The sequence below is a fragment of the Cryobacterium sp. TS_SC_7 genome (genome assembly GCF_056156285.1).
Window position 1 is genome coordinate 2,537,076 of the sequence record NZ_CM149589.1, and the last position, 14,381, is coordinate 2,551,456.

General features: G+C 67.4%; 13 protein-coding genes. 7 read left to right on the forward strand and 6 right to left on the reverse strand.

Annotated elements, in window-relative coordinates; all coding sequences use genetic code 11:
- Positions 1-59: 59 nt before the first annotated feature.
- The 3 genes from AC0J5J_RS11715 to AC0J5J_RS11725 form a co-directional block, all read right to left on the reverse strand.
- Positions 60-740 (reverse strand): YqaJ viral recombinase family protein, encoded by a 681-nt coding sequence (locus AC0J5J_RS11715; protein WP_474900222.1) that lies wholly within the window; start codon positions 738-740, stop codon positions 60-62.
- Positions 741-839: 99 nt separating this feature from the next.
- Positions 840-1,511 (reverse strand): ABC transporter ATP-binding protein, encoded by a 672-nt coding sequence (locus AC0J5J_RS11720; protein ID WP_134424715.1) that lies wholly within the window; start codon positions 1,509-1,511, stop codon positions 840-842.
- 56 nt (positions 1,512-1,567) lie between these two features.
- A complete protein-coding gene (locus AC0J5J_RS11725) occupies positions 1,568-3,043 on the reverse strand; it encodes an ABC transporter permease (RefSeq protein ID WP_474898132.1) in 1,476 nt (491 codons plus the stop codon).
- 176 nt (positions 3,044-3,219) lie between these two features.
- Between AC0J5J_RS11725 and AC0J5J_RS11730 the strand changes: the two genes are divergently transcribed.
- Positions 3,220-3,969 (forward strand): response regulator transcription factor, encoded by a 750-nt coding sequence (locus AC0J5J_RS11730; RefSeq protein WP_134424717.1) that lies wholly within the window; start codon positions 3,220-3,222, stop codon positions 3,967-3,969.
- Complete coding sequence (locus AC0J5J_RS11735; protein ID WP_474898133.1) at positions 3,966-5,474, forward strand: sensor histidine kinase; 1,509 nt, start codon at positions 3,966-3,968, stop codon at positions 5,472-5,474. The genes AC0J5J_RS11730 and AC0J5J_RS11735 overlap by 4 nt, the downstream gene beginning before the upstream one ends.
- Before the next feature lie 88 nt (positions 5,475-5,562).
- Here AC0J5J_RS11735 and AC0J5J_RS11740 read toward each other — a convergent pair whose 3' ends face one another.
- Positions 5,563-6,066, reverse strand: coding sequence for a MarR family winged helix-turn-helix transcriptional regulator (locus tag AC0J5J_RS11740; RefSeq protein ID WP_134424719.1), 504 nt, complete (start codon positions 6,064-6,066; stop codon positions 5,563-5,565).
- A gap of 9 nt (positions 6,067-6,075) precedes the next feature.
- The gene (locus tag AC0J5J_RS11745; protein ID WP_134424764.1) at positions 6,076-7,785 is read right to left on the reverse strand and encodes an MDR family MFS transporter; all 1,710 of its coding nucleotides are present in this window, start codon (positions 7,783-7,785) and stop codon (positions 6,076-6,078) included.
- Between the two features lie 394 nt (positions 7,786-8,179).
- On the opposite strand from AC0J5J_RS11745, the gene rplJ reads away from it, so the two are divergent.
- A complete protein-coding gene (gene rplJ / locus AC0J5J_RS11750) occupies positions 8,180-8,695 on the forward strand; it encodes a 50S ribosomal protein L10 (protein ID WP_104100771.1) in 516 nt (171 codons plus the stop codon).
- Between the two features lie 52 nt (positions 8,696-8,747).
- Positions 8,748-9,131, forward strand: coding sequence for a 50S ribosomal protein L7/L12 (gene rplL, locus AC0J5J_RS11755; protein ID WP_134363492.1), 384 nt, complete (start codon positions 8,748-8,750; stop codon positions 9,129-9,131).
- Between the two features lie 134 nt (positions 9,132-9,265).
- On the opposite strand, the gene AC0J5J_RS11760 is transcribed toward rplL, so the two are convergent.
- The gene (locus AC0J5J_RS11760; RefSeq protein ID WP_134424720.1) at positions 9,266-10,297 is read right to left on the reverse strand and encodes a LacI family DNA-binding transcriptional regulator; all 1,032 of its coding nucleotides are present in this window, start codon (positions 10,295-10,297) and stop codon (positions 9,266-9,268) included.
- Positions 10,298-10,606: 309 nt separating this feature from the next.
- Here AC0J5J_RS11760 and AC0J5J_RS11765 point away from each other — a divergent pair, with 309 nt between their 5' ends.
- From AC0J5J_RS11765 to AC0J5J_RS11775, 3 genes are all read left to right on the forward strand, one after another.
- Positions 10,607-11,923, forward strand: coding sequence for an ABC transporter substrate-binding protein (locus AC0J5J_RS11765; RefSeq protein ID WP_134424721.1), 1,317 nt, complete (start codon positions 10,607-10,609; stop codon positions 11,921-11,923).
- A 194-nt stretch (positions 11,924-12,117) separates the two neighbouring features.
- Positions 12,118-13,251, forward strand: coding sequence for a carbohydrate ABC transporter permease (locus AC0J5J_RS11770; RefSeq protein ID WP_134424722.1), 1,134 nt, complete (start codon positions 12,118-12,120; stop codon positions 13,249-13,251).
- Positions 13,248-14,219 (forward strand): carbohydrate ABC transporter permease, encoded by a 972-nt coding sequence (locus AC0J5J_RS11775; protein WP_134424723.1) that lies wholly within the window; start codon positions 13,248-13,250, stop codon positions 14,217-14,219. Before AC0J5J_RS11770 ends, AC0J5J_RS11775 begins: the two co-directional genes overlap by 4 nt.
- Positions 14,220-14,381 lie beyond the last annotated feature (162 nt).

The window sequence follows — 14,381 nt, forward strand, 5'->3', positions numbered from 1 at the left end:
GGCCGCATGCACTACCCGGCATGCGGCCACCCAGGCGGTTGCCCTCGCTCCGGCAGTGGTCAGCCGTGACCGACCGGCGGCCCCGACGTGGTCTGCTGGTTGAGGAGGGCGATCAGGTTGTTCGCGTAGCCCACCAGGATCGCGATCTGGTCTTCGTCACGTTCGATCCACCGGCACTCGGGCTCGGCGTTCACGGGCACGAAATCCTGGTGCTGTTCCCAGACGAGCAGGGTGCGTTCGGCCCCGAGCACGTACTGCTGCCACCACACCTGCCGCAGGTACGAGCGCGGGATGCTGCGCCACGCCTTGCTCGTGGTCTTGATCTCGGCCAGCTCGAGGCCGCCGGCGCTCGAGCCCGTGCCGAGGCCCACACCGTCGGGGGTGGCCAGGTGTCGTCGGTGGTCCGCGGCGTGGAACAGGGCGGTGCTGGGTTCGATGCCGTAGCGGTTCTGCACCCAGGCGGCGATCTCCGGTTCGCGGGCGCGGCCGTGGTCGGTGTAGCTGTTGCCGCTGAAGCTGCTGCCGTTGAGCTTGTCGTAGACGGCGGTCTGCAGCGATTTGGGGGTGGCGAGCTTGGCGACATCCGTGGCCGTGATGCCCTGGGCGCGGGCCCGCAGCCAGGCCACCCGGTCGGTGGAATCGGCGACGATGCGCGCGAGGTGCGACGCGGCGACCGAGGCCCGGGCCGGAACCGGGCCGGGGGGCGACGGATGCTCCTCCTCGTCGAACAAGGAGAGCATCAGGTTCGTCACTGTTCCATTGTGCCCGTTCGCCGGGCCTGCCCACGCCCGCCCCGCCCACGCCGGCCCCCACGCCGGCCCCCCACGCCGGTCGCCCGGTCAGGCTACCTCGGTGAGCGCTCCCTTCTTGATCAGGAGACGCCGCTGCGCCCGGCGGGCCACGGCCGTGTCGTGCGTGACCAGGATCAGGGTCAGGCCCTGTTCCCGCCACAGGCCCTCGAGCAGGTCCATGATCTCGTCGCGGGTCCCCTCGTCGAGGTTGCCCGTCGGTTCGTCGGCCAGCAGCACGGTCGGCTTTTTCACCAGCGCGCGGGCGATGGCCACGCGCTGCTGCTGGCCGCCGGAGAGCTCGTCGGGGAGGTGGCCGAGGCGGTCGCCGAGACCCACGGAGGCCAGCGCCGCCGACGCGCGTTCCCGGCGATCCGCGCTGCTCACGCCCAGGGGCGCCAGAGCGGTCTCCACGTTCTCCAGCGCGCTGAGGGTGGGGATCAGGTTGAACCCCTGGAAGACGAAGCCGATCTCCTGGGCCCGGATCCGGCCGAGCCGGCCGTCGCCCAGCTCGGACAGGTCCGCGTCACCCAGGGAGACCGTGCCGTCGGTCGGCCGGTCCAGCGCCCCGAGCATCTGCAGCAGGGTGGATTTGCCGCCGCCGGTGGGACCCTGGATGGCGACCATCTGGCCATCCGGGATCGTCAGGCTGACATTCTTCAGCGCGGTCACGGTGCGCTTGCCCTGCTCGTATTTCTTGGTGACGTTCGTCAATACATACACGGTGGGTTCCTTAGAAGAGAAGAGAGAGGAGGAGAGAGGTGAAGGGTGCGAACCGGTCAGTTGATGCTGCGCAGGGCCTCGGCCGGGCGCAGCCGGGAGGCGCGCCAGCCGCCGACCAGACCGGCCAGCAGACCGCCGAGCACGGCCAGGCCTACGGCGAGGAGCACGACCGAGACGGTCACCGGCGCCGTCAGCACCACGTCGGAGGTGGCCACGGCCGGGGCCGCGCCGCCGAAGCCGCGCCCGCCGGGTCCGCCCTGCCCGGCGACTGTCGCCGCACTGGTGGCGCCGGCGGTCAGGGTCGGGGCGATCAGGTTGACCACGAGGATGCCGAGCAGGCCCACGGCGATGCCCGCGGCGCCGCCGATCAGCCCCTGCACGAGCGACTCGCCGGCAACCTGACGCACGATCCTGCCGTTCGACCAGCCGATCGCCTTGAGCGTGCCGAACTCCCGGGTGCGCCGGGTGACACCGGAGATGGTGAACAGGATGGCGATCAGGAAGGCCGCCGCCAGCACGATCAGCGAGAGCCACAGTCCGAGGTTCTTCACGAGGTCGGCGGCACTGGCCAGCGAACCGGAGACGCTGGAGGCGAGGTCGGCCTGGGTGTTCACGGTCGTGGCCGGGAGCGCTTCCTCGATGTCGGCCTGCACCTGCTCGATGTCGGTCGACGAGGCGGCCTGCACGTAGATGCTGGAGACCTGGCCGGTCAGGCCTGAGAGGCTCTGGGCCACGTCGAGCGGGATGTAGACGTTCGCGGCGGTGTCGGCGTCGGCGGAGGCGGCGCTGACGAGGCCGACCACGGTGAAGTCGGTGCCCGCGATGGAGACGGTGTCGCCGGTGGTCAGGGACGCGGTCGTGGCGTAGCTCGAGTCCAGCACGGCCACGTTTGTGCCGGCATCCGTGGTGGCCAGTGAACGGCCGTCGGTGAGACTGACCGCCGAGAGCGGGCCCACGGCCTCTCCGCCCGGGTCGAGGCCGAGCACGGTGAAGGAGTCGACGTCGAAGGAACTGCCGCCGGCGCCGTCCGGGCCGCCCTCGGGTCGCTCGGCGCCGGTGGCGGCGTCATCCGTCGGCGCGGCCGCGGGCATGTCGGCCGAGCCGGGCAGAGCCCCGTTGAACGTGGTGTTGCGCAGAGCGAGGGTCGCGGCCGCGGCGTGCACGTTGTCGACGGCTCCGACCGTGTCGAGGGCCGTCGCATCGAAGGTGGACGTGCCCAGGTCGGCGTCGAGCCGGGACTGGCTGACGGATGTCGTCCCGTCGGCCGTCGTGCCCTCCGCGGCCCCGAAATCGAACCGCTGCCGCCCGCCGGCTGCGGCACCCTCCTCCGGGGCGGTGGGAGTCTGGGTGACCGTCACGTCCGTGCCCACCCCGTAGACGGAGCCGAGCACGCTGGCCTGGGCCAGTTGCACCCCGCTGGACACGGAATTCACGATGATGACGAGGGCGATGGCCAGCGCCATGCCGATCGAGACGATGGCGGTCTGCTTGCGGCGGCCCGCGAGTTCCCGACGCAGGTAGGTGAAAAACATGGGTCTCCAGTTCCGGTGGTCGCGTGACCTCCGAAACTGAAACTAAGGAGACGTTCTATGGTGAGACTATGGCCAACCTGTGTAAGACCTGAGTGGCGGTTGCCGGGAATTCTTCACAGGAGAGACACGGACGGCCCATAGGCTTTTCATAGCCGGCATTCGGATACTGAGGAATCATGAGCACCAGCGAGAACGATCGAGTGGTCCGCGCACCGCGCTTGACCAAGGCGGACGGCAGTCCCATCCGGGTGCTGGTGGTCGACGACGAGCCCACGCTCACCGATCTGCTCCAGATGGCGTTGCGCTATGAGGGCTGGGAGGTGCGCACGGCCGGCGAGGGGCGCCAGGCGCTGACCATCGCCCGGGAGTTCCGGCCCGATGCGATCGTGCTCGACATCATGCTGCCCGATATCGACGGCCTGCAGGTGCTGCAGCGTGTGCGTGCCGGCGGTCAGGAGACCCCGGTGCTCTTCCTCACGGCGAAGGACTCCCTCGACGACCGGCTCAAGGGGTTGACGGCGGGCGGCGACGATTACGTCACGAAGCCGTTCAGCCTCGAGGAGGTGGTGGCCCGGCTGCGGGGGCTCATCCGGCGGTCCACGCTCACCGTGGCGGACTCGCTGGATCCCCGCATCACAGTGGGTGACCTCACCCTCGACGAGGACAGCTACGAGGTGTTCCGCGGGGAGGACCCGATCGAGTTGACCGCCACCGAGTTCGAACTGCTGCGATTCCTGATGCGCAACCCCCGGCGCGTTCTGAGCAAGGCCCAGATCCTGGACCGGGTGTGGAGCTACGACTTCGGCGGCAAGTCCTCCGTCGTGGAGATCTACATTTCCTATCTGCGTAAGAAGGTCGACGCCGGCCGGGAACCCATGATCCACACGGTGCGCGGTGCCGGCTACATGCTGAAGACCGCTTCATGACCCCTCGTTCCTCCCACCGGGCGGGCGAGGTCGACGCCGGTCGACGGCGCGCGCCGTGGACCCTGCGCCGCCGCCTCGTGCTCGCCGTCGTCGGCCTGCTCACCCTGGTCAGCGTCGGCATCGGCCTGGTCAGCGTTGCAATTCTCCGGGCCTCCCTGATCGACGGGCTCGACCAGCAGCTCGCCTCGGCCTCCGGGCGCTCCGGTTCGGTGATCGACGTGCGCCGTGACGACGACGACGGCGGCGGCGAGGCGTACTTCCCCCTGACGGCGCAGATGATTCTGAACGGCCCGGCCCAGCAGCCCGGAACCCTTGCCCTGGTCTACGACGGCACCATCGTGACGGCCGGATACACCGAGGAGGACAGCGGCGAGATCACCGCGCTGACCAACGACCAGGTGCAGATCCTGGCCGGGGCCATGCAGGAGTCCACCGCGGTGACAGTCGACCTCGGCGGCGACGCCGGCGACTACCGGGTCCGCGCGGACACGAACCGGGGCGGCACTCTTTTTCTGGTGGGCCTGCCACTGTCCGGGGTGCAGAACACGGTCACCCAGCTGGGCCTGATCATCGCGGTCGTGTCGCTGGGCGGCATCCTTGTCGCGGCGCTGCTGGCCACCTGGATCGTGCGTCTGGCGCTGCGCCCTCTGGTGCGGGTGACCGAAACCGCAGCCCGGGTAGCCGAACTCCCTCTCGACCACGGAGAGGTGTCACTCGTCGAGCGCGTGCCGGCCGCCGACACCGACCCCCGCACCGAGGTCGGCCGAGTGGGCTCGGCCCTGAACCGGATGCTCGACCACGTCGACGTGGCATTGGAGACCCGCCAGGCCAGCGAGCGCAAGGTGCGCCAGTTCGTCTCCGACGCCAGCCACGAGCTGCGTACGCCACTCGCGTCGATCCGCGGCTACGCGGAGCTCACCCGCCGCTCCGACCAGGAACTGCCGCCGGACGCGCTGCACTCGCTGGGCCGGATCGAGTCGGAGTCGGTGCGCATGACCGGCCTGGTCGAAGACCTGCTGCTCCTCGCCCGCCTGGACGAGGGCCGGGAACTGGATCGCGGCCCGGTCGACCTGACCAGGCTGCTCGTGGACGTCGTCAGCGACGCCCACGCGGCCGGCCCGGGTCGGGTCCTGGGCCTGGATCTGCCCGACGAGCCGGTTCAGACCGTCGGCGACGCCGCGCGGCTGCACCAGGTGCTCGCCAACCTGCTCGCCAACGCGCGCATCCACACGCCCCCCGAGACCACGGTCGACGTGGCCCTCACGGTCGAGGGCGACCGTGCCGTCGTGACGGTGACGGATGACGGGCCCGGCATCCCCGAGACCCTCCAGTCCACCCTGTTCGAGCGTTTCGCCCGCGGCGACAGCTCGCGCTTCCGCGGCACGGGCAGCACCGGCCTGGGCCTGGCCATCGCCCAGGCGGTTGTGGCGGCGCACCACGGCGAGATAGGGGTGGAGAGCCGCCCCGGCCGCACCTGCTTCCGCGTCTCGCTCCCGCTGACCTGACCTGCTGCGCCCCACCGCCTCGTGCCCCCTTGCGAATTCGTTCGGGCAGAGCCGGCGACGGATGTCCTGCGGCGGCCACGCGCGGAGGCTAGGGCGTGTTGAGCTGGGCGAGCAGGGCCGTGAGCCGGTGCAGGTCCTCGGGGGAGAAGCGACTCAGCCGCCGGTGGATGATCGCCGTGTCGCCGGCCCGCACCTCGGCGAGCTTCCGCACCGCGGCCGGCGTCACCGCGAGGAACCGGGCGCGTCCGTCTTCCGGATCCACCTGGGTCTCGACCAGGCCGAGCCCGCAGAGCACCTTGGCCTGGCGGCTGATCACGCTCTTGTCCACGTAGAGCGCGCCGGCGACGGCACTGGCGTGCATCGGCCCGCTCCGGCTGAGCAGGCGCAGCACTTTCAGTCCGAACGGCTGCAGGCTCGGGTCGATGCAGAGTGCCGCGTCGCGCATGCTGGCCCGGATGTGCCCGGCCAGGATGCTCATCTCCTGCTCCACCTCGGCGATCGCCGCCGCCGTGTCCGAGCCTCCCGTGTCCGAGCCTGCTGTGTCCGAGCCTGCCGTGCCTGAAGCGGTCTGGGGTGCCGCCGGGTTCGTCATGGTCACAGACTACTGACGCGTCGCCCGAGGCGGGGCCTCGCCGGGTTCGCCGCGGGACCCGGGCGCCGCCTCGGGCAGCCGGATCGTGCCGGTCGGGTGGTTCCGACCCGACGGCACCAGCCCCGCGGATGCCGCGCTCACCTCGATCAGCATGTCCTCGGCGTCCTCGAGCTCACGGTGGACGTCGGCCGCGGTGTCCTCCGCGTGGGCGCGTGCGATCGCGCTCTGCTCCCCGAGCGAGGTGTTGGGCAGCAGCGAGACCATCACGAGCGTGATCACGGCCAGGGGGGCGCCGAGCAGGAACACGGTGCCCACGCCGGAGCCGTAGGCCGATTCGACCAGCAGGCGGAGGGCATCCGGCAGCGCGTTGATGTGGGGGATGGCCCCCGAGCCGAGGGTCTCCGCGGCGGCAGCCTGATTGGCCGGGCTGAGCCCGCCGATGCCGTCCCTGATCTGCCGGGCCACGACGGTGCCGAGCACGGAGCCGAGCACGGAGACGCCGATGGTGCCGCCGAGGCTGCGGAAGAAGGTCACTGCGCTGGTGGCCACGCCCAGGCGGCTCACCTCGATCGAGTTCTGCACCACGAGCACGAGGTTCTGCATCAGCATGCCGAGGCCAGCGCCGAGCACGAACATGAACACGCCGACGAAGACCAGGCTGGTGCGGTAGTCCAGGGTGCCGAGCAGCAGCAGCCCCACGATCACGAGCACGCTGCCGGAGACCATGATCGACTTCCACTTGCCGGTGCGGCTGATCAGGGTGCCGAAGAGGGTCGAGGAGATCAGGAACCCGCCCATCATCGGGATGGTGAGCAGCCCGGACTCGGTCGGGGTGGCGCCGCGGGCGAGCTGCATGTACTGGCTGAGGAACACCGAGGTGCCGAACATGGCCACGCCGACGGAGATGCTGGCGATGGTGGCCAGCGTGAAGGTGCGGTTCCGGAACAGGCCCAGCGGGATGATCGGCTCCGGTGCCCGGAACTCCACGAGCACGGCCAGGAGCAGCAGCAGGCCCGCGCCGAGAACCATGGCGAACGAGGCGACGGATGCCCATTCGAACTGGGTTCCGGCCAGGGTCACCCAGATCAGCAGCAGCGAGACGCCCCCGGTGATCAGCACCGCGCCGAGGTAGTCGATCCGCACCACGCGCTTGATCCGCGGCGGCAGGTGCAGTGTGCGCTGCAGCAGCACGATGGCGATGACGGCCACCGGAAGGGCGATGAAGAAGTTCCAGCGCCAGCCGAACGCATCCGTCACCACTCCGCCGAGCAGGGGGCCGCCGACCGTGCCGAGAGCCATGACCGCGCCGAACAGGCCGGCGTACTTGCCTCGGTCACGCGGGCTGATGATGTCCGCCATGATGATCTGGCTGAGCGCTGCGAGGCCGCCGGCACCGAGGCCCTGCAGCACCCGGAAGGCGATCAGGGTGCCCGTGTCCTGGGAGAAGCCGGCCAGCGCCGACCCGATCACGAAGACCGCGAGGGCCAGCTGGATGAGCAGCTTGCGGTTGAAGAGGTCGGCGAACTTGCCCCAGATCGGCGTGCTCACGGTGGTGGCGAGCAGGGTGGCGGTGATCACCCAGGTGTAGGCGGACTGGTCGCCGTGCAGGTCGGAGATGATGACCGGCATGGAGGTGGCGACCACGGTGCCGGCCAGGATCGAGACGAACATGCCCATCAGCAGCCCGGACAGGGCTTCGAGCACCTGGCGCTGCGTCATGCTGCCGTCGGCGGAGATGGTGCGCCGGGGCGAGGCGGGGGTGGGGCGCTGGGCGCGGGACATGCGACTCCTGGAGATTGTTGACAAGCTGCAACTATATGCATCTAGTGGACACACGTCAACTACTTTCTCCGCGCAGTGACGGCGGTAGGGCACGGATGTCGATTTGCGCCGGGCATCCTCGTCCCGTAACGTGGGGGAAAGCCAAAGACCGCCGGTTATTGCCATGTAGAAATACAGGGGCAATCGAAGGTTCATTCACGTGAACGGCCCGCGCAGGATTCGAAGTCAGACTGCATTCCCATGGAATGCGTTCCCAGCTCCGGCGCCTGCGCTGGAGCTTTTTTCATGTCTGCGCCCCGGGCTACCGGCACATGAAACCAAGAGGAGCGCCATGGCGAACAAGGAAGCAACGGTCGCCGAGCTTACGGAGAAATTCCAGAGCTCGACCGCCGTTCTGCTCACCGAGTACCGCGGTCTCACTGTTGCGCAGCTCAAGTCGCTGCGCGTTTCCATCAGTGCGGACGCCACGTACGCCGTGGTGAAGAACACGCTGACCAAGATTGCGGCGAACAACGCCGGCATCACGTCGTTTGACGACGAGCTTGTCGGTCCGTCCGCAATCGCATTCGTGCACGGAGACCCTGTCGCCGTCGCGAAGACCCTGCGTGCCTTCACCAAGGCAAACCCTCTCCTGGTAGTGAAGGGTGGTTACTTCGACGGTAACCCGCTCACCGCCGCAGAGGTAGGCAAGCTCGCCGACCTCGAGTCCCGCGAAGTGCTGCTGGCCAAGCTGGCCGGCGCATTCAAGGCCTCGCTGTTCGGAGCCGCATATCTGTTCAACGCACCGCTGTCGAAGGCTGTTCGCACCATCGACGCGCTGCGTGAGAAGCAGGAGTCCGCGAACTAGGCATCGGCCTGGCATCGCGGTGAGTAACTAAGAAACTATAGGGAGAAAAATCATGGCAAAGCTTTCCACCGAGGAATTGCTCGAACAGTTCAAGGGCCTCACCCTCATCGAGCTCTCCGAGTTCGTCAAGGCGTTCGAGGAGACCTTCGAGGTCACCGCTGCTGCTCCGGTCGCCGTTGCCGGCGCTGCCGGTCCTGCTGCACCCGCTGAAGAGGTCGAAGAGCAGTCCGCTTTCGACGTCATCCTCGAGGCTGTCGGCGACAAGAAGATCCAGGTCATCAAGGTTGTGCGCGAGCTCACCAGCCTGGGCCTCGGCGAGGCCAAGGCCGTCGTCGATGGCGCGCCGAAGGCCGTCCTCGAAGGCGTTTCCAAGGAAGCTGCCGAAAAGGGCAAGGCTGCTCTCGAAGCTGCCGGCGCCACCGCAGCCCTCAAGTAGTCGGGGCCCCGCAAGGGGTTCTGTTCTCTTCGAGAATGCGTGACGGCGCAAGCCGTCAACACGAAGAAGGCGTCGCATCCAACGGATGCGACGCCTTCTCTCCTTAACCCCGGTCCGGCGCTCAGGCGGGCCGGTCAGCCTCCGTGCGGTGGCCGCGGCCCGCTGGTGCTCGAACGGATGACCAGGTTCGTCGGCAGCACCGTGAGGTGATCCTCCTCGCCGGGTGTGGCCGTTTCCAGCTCGGCCAGGAGCGAGAGCACGGCCAGGCGGCCCTGTCGCCGGGGGTGCTGCTCGATCGTCGTCAACCGGAACATGTCGGCGTACGGGTGTCCGTCGATGCCGATCACGGAGAGGTCCGCCGGCACCTGAATGCCGAGCTCCCGCGCGGCGACGATGAGTCCGATGGCGATCTCGTCACTCGCGGCGAAAACCGCGGTGGGACGCGTGCGCGGGTCGCCGAAAACGGCCTGGCCCACCTGGTAGCCGCCGGGCATGGTGAATTCGCAGGCGTAGAACGAGCCGGAGCCCTCGGACGGCAGTCCGGCCTCATCCATGGCGGCGTAGAAACCGGTGAGCCGGTTGCTGTGCACCTGGAAGTCCATCTCGTCTTCCTTGCTCCCGCCGATGTGCACGATGTCGGTGTGGCCGAGGCTGAGCAGGTGTTCTGTCGCGAGCCGGGCGCAGGCCACGTCGTCGATGGCGATCGTGTGCACACCGCGGATCGGGCCGCCGATACCCACGAGCGGGCGACCCAGACGGTGCAGCAGGTTGACCTCGTTGTCGCTGAGGGCCACCCCCACCGAGATCACGCCGTCGAAGCGCTTGCGGGCCAGGAAGTAGTCGAAGACCCGCTCCCGCTCCGGTGACGGGGCCGGCAGGTTGTAGAGGGTCATGTCGTACCCCTCGTCCAGCAGTGCCTGTTCCATGCTCTCCAGCACCTCGGAGAAGAACCAGCGACTGATGAACGGAATGATCACCCCGATGCTCTTGGTGCGTCCTGTGACCAGGCTGGCGGCATTCGGGGAGGCGACATAGCCGATCTCCCTGGCTGCCTCGATGACTTTGCGCCGGGTCTCCTCCGACACATAGCCCCGACCGCTCAGTGCCCGGGATGCGGTGGCTTTCGCCACGCCGGCGAGGCGCGCGACATCTGCAATTGCGCTCATTCCAGCCTCCGCCCTTGGATCCGTTCCGATTACTGTACAGCTCCCGGGCCGCCGCTGGAACCGGTTCCATGAAATGTGCATGATTTGACGGCGATCCACTGCGCAGGATGACGGACTTTTCCCGTGGGAGCGCGATCTTTGCCATTCCGTGACAAAGCCGGTCTTGCGATTCGCTCCTTCGTGCCGTAACTTGTCGTGTGGAACCGGTTCCTTATCTGATCGTTTTCAGCACACAAGCAGTACCTGCATCACCTCGGTGTCGTTGGAAAAAACCATTCGCACACCGCCATCACTCAACGAGGAGGAAAAATGCGGTCATTCCACCGCCGAATCACAGCACCCATCGCCATCGCGGCGATAGCAGGTCTGACCCTGGCCGGTTGTTCCGGCGGTCCCGGCAGCACGAACAGCGAAGCCGGAGCAGAGGGCGACGGCGTCGTATCCGTTTACGGCACCATCGGAGACACCGAGGCCGAGCTCCTGGAAGAGTCCTGGGCTGCCTGGGAAGAAGAAAACGACATTGACATCCAGTACGAAGCGTCGAAGGAATTCGAAGCTCAGATCGCCATCCGCGCCCAGGGCGGCAGCGCTCCCGACATCGCGATCTTCCCGCAGCCCGGCCTGATGGCCGACCTGGCCAGCCGCGACTTCCTGAAGCCGGCTCCGAAGTCCGTCGAGGACAACGTCGACGAGTTCTGGTCCGAAGACTGGAAGGCCTACGGCACCGTCGGCGACACGTTCTACGGCGCTCCGCTGATGGCCAGCGTCAAGGGTTTCATCTGGTACTCCCCGGCCAAGTTCACCGAGTGGGGTGTTGAAGTTCCCGAAACCTGGGACGAGCTCCTCGCCGTGACGAAGACCATCCAGGAGACGACCGGCAGCGCCCCGTGGTGCGCCGGATTCGGCTCGGGTGACGCCACCGGTTGGCCGGGCACGGACTGGGTCGAAGACCTCGTCCTGCGCCAGGCTGGGCCGGAGACCTACGACAAGTGGGTTGCCAACGAGATCCCGTTCACTGACCCTGCGATCAAGTCGGCCTTCGACTCCGTCGGAGAGATCCTGCTGAACCCGGCCTACGTCAACGCCGCATTCGGTGACGTCCGCTCGATCAACAGCACCGCGTTCGGTGACGTGGCCACGCCGCTCGCCGAGGGTACCTGCGCGCTGCACCACCAGGCATCCTTCTTCGACGGCTTCATCACGGATGCCGGCGGAGAGGTCGGTCCCGACGGTGACGTCTGGGCCTTCATCACCCCGGCCGAAGAAGCCGGCAGCCAGGCTGTGACCGGTGGTGGCGAGATCGTCGCCGCATTCGCCGATGACGCCGACACGCAGGCCGTTCAGACGTACCTCTCCAGCGACGACTGGGCGAACAGCCGCGTTGCCCTCGGTGGTGTCATCAGCGCCAACTCGGGTCTGGACCCGAAGAACGCGAAGAGCCCGATCCTGCAGGAAGCAATCAAGATCCTTCAGGACCCGGAAACCACCTTCCGCTTCGACGGCTCCGACCTGATGCCCGGCTCCGTGGGCGCCGGCACCTTCTGGAAGGGAATGGTCAACTGGGTCAACGGCACGTCAACCGACGAGGTGCTCACCAGCATCGAAGCCGGCTGGCCGTCCAGCTAGTCGCAGTCGTTCCACAGCAGCACACACTGAGTATCTGCACACACTGAATCAGCACGTGCAGTACGAGCACCAAACGGTGCGGGTCGCCCCCACGAAAAGGGCGACCCGCACCCCTCTGCTGGTGTACCGTGGCGGTAGTTTTCCGCCCCACCAGCGAACACTGTGAGTCCGCAGTCGTACTCGAGAGGTTTCAAATGTCGGCATTCCTTGCCTGGCTGGCTGATTTGCCGGCACTCGCGCAAGTCCCCATAATCATCTTCACGTTTGTGGCCCTGGTGGCCGCGATCCTGTTCTTCGTCGAAATAGCCCCGCGCAAGGGGGCCGTCTACACCGTCATCCGCCTCGCCGTCTGCGTCGCCGCTCCGATGCTCATCCTGCTGGCCGCCGGATCGTACTGGTGGGCGACCGCCGCGGCAGCCGTGCTCGGTGGTGTCTTCTTCATCGTCGACTACCGGTCGCGTGCCGGCGCCGGCTACCTCTTCCAGCTCTTCGGCTTCCTCTCGCCGGCCATCTTGCTCCTCATCATCGGCCTCATCATCCCGACCATCCAGACCACGGTGCAGGCCTTCATGAACTCCCGGGGTACCGAGTTCATCGGCTTCGACAACTTCGTCTGGGTGTTCACCCAGCCGGAGGCCATCCGCACGGTGCTCAACACGATCGTCTGGGTGCTCATCACCCCGCTCGTGTCCACGGTCGCCGGCCTGGCCTACGCGGTCTTCATCGACAAGAGCCGCGGCGAGAAGTACTTCAAGATCATGGTCTTCATGCCCATGGCCATCTCGTTTGTCGGGGCATCCATCATCTGGCGCTTCATCTACACGGCCCGCCCGGCCGACCAGAACCAGATCGGCCTGCTCAACCAGGTCGTGGTGTGGTTCGGCGGCCAGCCGGTCGACTTCCTGGCGAACGCCCCGTGGAACACCGTCTTCCTGATCGTCGTCCTGATCTGGGTGCAGACCGGATTCGCCATGGTCGTGCTGTCCGCGGCCATCAAGGGCGTGCCGGCCGAGCAGATGGAGGCCGCCGAACTCGACGGCACCAACGCCTGGCAGAAGTTCACCAACGTGACTGTCCCCGGCATCCGCAGCGCCCTGGTCGTCGTGCTGACGACGATTTCCATCGCCTCCCTCAAGGTCTTCGACATCGTTAGGACCATGACCGCAGGCGCCAACGACACCAGCGTCATCGCGAACGAGATGTACACGCAGTTCAAGAACTTCGAGCAGGGTCGGTCCGCGGCCTTCGCCGTGATCCTGTTCCTGCTGGTGCTCCCGATCGTCGTCTACAACGCCCGCCAGATCCAGAAGCAAAGGGAAATCCGATGAGCGCGATACTTCCGGTTGAGCTTCCCGACGAAGCCACCCAGAGCCAGATTCGCCGCGGTGAACGCCGTCAGGAATCGACAGCGGCCAAACGCACCAAGAAGCGGCTGACCAGCCGCGGCGCCACCATGGCGGCCCTCGTGATCGCCGTACTCTGGACGATCCCGACGTTCGGGCTGTTCGTCTCCTCGTTCCGTCCGGCGCAGGAGGTGCGCACCACCGGTTGGTGGACGCTCTTCTCGAACTGGGGCCTCACCCTCGACAACTACAGCGACGTTCTGCAGGCCGGTAACAGCCAGCTGAACCTGGCCGGCGCGTTCATCAACTCGATCGCGATCACCCTCCCCGCCACGCTGCTCCCGCTGATCGTGGCCAGCCTGGCCGCCTACGCCTTCGCCTGGATCGACTTCCGCGGCAAGAACGTGCTGTTCATCGCGGTCTTCGCTCTGCAGATCGTGCCCCTGCAGATGGCACTCGTTCCGCTCCTGCAGTTCTTCTCGCAGGGTGAGATCTTCGGCATCCCGGTGGTTTCCGCCATCAGCGACGCCGGCGGCTACTCCCAGGTGTGGATCGCGCACACGATGTTCGCCCTGCCGCTGGCCATCTACCTGCTGCACAACTTCGTGTCGGAGATTCCCGCCGACGTCATCGAAGCCGCACGGGTCGACGGTGCGGGGCACGGGCAGATCTTCTTCCGGATCGTGCTGCCGCTCACCATGCCGGCGATCGCATCCTTCGCCATCTTCCAGTTCCTGTGGGTCTGGAACGACCTGCTGGTGGCGCTGATCTTCGCGGACGGCGCGGTCGCCCCGATGACCAAACTGCTGGCCGAGATCACCGGAACCCGGGGCCAGGACTGGCATCTGCTCACCGCGGGCGCGTTCATCTCGATCCTGGTTCCGCTGCTCGTGTTCTTCTCCCTGCAGCGCTACTTCGTGCGCGGCCTCCTGGCCGGTTCGACAAAGGGCTAGCCGCATCAGCAACTGTGCCCGTTTCGGACAAGTGTTCCCGCCCCACGGGCAACACATGTCCGGAACGGGCACAGTTGTGTCTCCGCGGGGTTGCGGCCGGGGTTGCGGCGGGGGCCGGTCCGGGGTCGCGGGGAGGCAGTCGCGGAGGAGTTTAGAGTGAAT

Bases quoted from the DNA above. Each gene is read 5' to 3' on its own strand.
- AC0J5J_RS11765 (WP_134424721.1), top strand. From the start codon at position 10,607: ATGCGGTCATTCCACCGCCGAATCACAGCACCCATCGCCATCGCGGCG.
- AC0J5J_RS11730 (WP_134424717.1), top strand. From the start codon at position 3,220: ATGAGCACCAGCGAGAACGATCGAGTGGTCCGCGCACCGCGCTTGACC.
- AC0J5J_RS11715 (WP_474900222.1), bottom strand. From the start codon at position 740: ATGCTCTCCTTGTTCGACGAGGAGGAGCATCCGTCGCCCCCCGGCCCG.
- AC0J5J_RS11740 (WP_134424719.1), bottom strand. From the start codon at position 6,066: ATGACGAACCCGGCGGCACCCCAGACCGCTTCAGGCACGGCAGGCTCG.
- AC0J5J_RS11735 (WP_474898133.1), top strand. From the start codon at position 3,966: ATGACCCCTCGTTCCTCCCACCGGGCGGGCGAGGTCGACGCCGGTCGA.
- rplL (WP_134363492.1), top strand. From the start codon at position 8,748: ATGGCAAAGCTTTCCACCGAGGAATTGCTCGAACAGTTCAAGGGCCTC.
- rplJ (WP_104100771.1), top strand. From the start codon at position 8,180: ATGGCGAACAAGGAAGCAACGGTCGCCGAGCTTACGGAGAAATTCCAG.
- AC0J5J_RS11775 (WP_134424723.1), top strand. From the start codon at position 13,248: ATGAGCGCGATACTTCCGGTTGAGCTTCCCGACGAAGCCACCCAGAGC.
- AC0J5J_RS11725 (WP_474898132.1), bottom strand. From the start codon at position 3,043: ATGTTTTTCACCTACCTGCGTCGGGAACTCGCGGGCCGCCGCAAGCAG.
- AC0J5J_RS11760 (WP_134424720.1), bottom strand. From the start codon at position 10,297: ATGAGCGCAATTGCAGATGTCGCGCGCCTCGCCGGCGTGGCGAAAGCC.
- AC0J5J_RS11745 (WP_134424764.1), bottom strand. From the start codon at position 7,785: ATGACGCAGCGCCAGGTGCTCGAAGCCCTGTCCGGGCTGCTGATGGGC.
- AC0J5J_RS11770 (WP_134424722.1), top strand. From the start codon at position 12,118: ATGTCGGCATTCCTTGCCTGGCTGGCTGATTTGCCGGCACTCGCGCAA.